We start from the raw sequence: 967 nt of genomic DNA, 5'->3' as shown, positions 1-967 counted from the left end.
AGAGAGTGTTGGGTAACTGGAGGGCTACTTCTGGTTGAGTTCGTTGTTGAGGCGTCGGGCTGCTTCGGTCTCGATGGGGCCTTGCGGTTCGATGTCCTCACCGGCGAGGCGGGCAGCCATCAGGCGGATCATGGCGACTTTGATCATCGCTTCGGCGTGTGCGGGTTTGCGTTCGTAGTCGCGGGCCAACCGTCTGCACCGTCCCAACCAGGCGAAGGTTCGTTCCACCACCCATCGTCGGGGTAGCACCCGGAAGCCTTTCACGTCGGCGTTGCGGGCCACGATCTGCAGGTCCACCCCGGCGTGGGTACGCGCCCATGCGAGAAGCCCCTTGTCGACGCGGTTGACGTAGCCGGCGTCGGCCCAGACCAGGCCCAGCAGCGGAAACGCCTCAGTGATCCTGTCCAGGACCAGCTTGGCTCCGGCGCGTTCCTGGATCGACGCGGAATGCACGACGGCCTTCAGGAGCAGTCCACCGGTGTCGACCAGGACATGCCGCTTACGACCCCGCGTGCGTTTGCCCGCGTCCCAGCCGATTGCCTCGCCGCCCTGGTGACTGTGCGCGGTCTGCGAGTCCAACACCGCCGCCGACGGCTGCGGGTCACGTCCCTCGGCCACCCGCACCGCGGTACGCAGCAGGTCATGAACCCGATCCCAGGTCCCGTCAGCGCTCCAACAGCGAAACCACCGGTACGCCACATCCCACGGCACCAGATCGTGCGGCACATGCCGCCACGCCGTACCGGTACGCAGCACGTACAGGATCGTGTCGATGACCAACCGACGCGGATACCGCAACGGCCGACCACCCCGACGCCGGTCTCGCACCGGCAGCAGCGCCTCGATCACCGCCCACTGCCCGTCCGTCAGCGACGACTCGTACGCCGGTTTACAGACACAGCGACACAGACGTGATCTTCGCTGACACAGTCAGCGAAGATCACACCGAGGTATCACAACACTCTCT

1 protein-coding gene is annotated in these 967 nt (G+C 65.6%); it reads right to left on the bottom strand.

Translation table 11 applies throughout. The features are described 5' to 3' along the window. Window positions 1-24 precede the first annotated feature (24 nt). Window positions 25-909, bottom strand: coding sequence for an IS5 family transposase (locus QSK20_RS31920; protein WP_285792322.1), 885 nt, complete (start codon window positions 907-909; stop codon window positions 25-27). Between the last annotated feature and the right edge of the window lie 58 nt (window positions 910-967).

It is taken from the genome of Micromonospora sp. NBRC 101691 (genome assembly GCF_030269285.1).
GTDB classification, from domain to species: Bacteria; Actinomycetota; Actinomycetes; order Mycobacteriales; family Micromonosporaceae; genus Micromonospora; species Micromonospora echinospora.
This window is presented reverse-complemented; position numbering and strand designations above follow the sequence as displayed.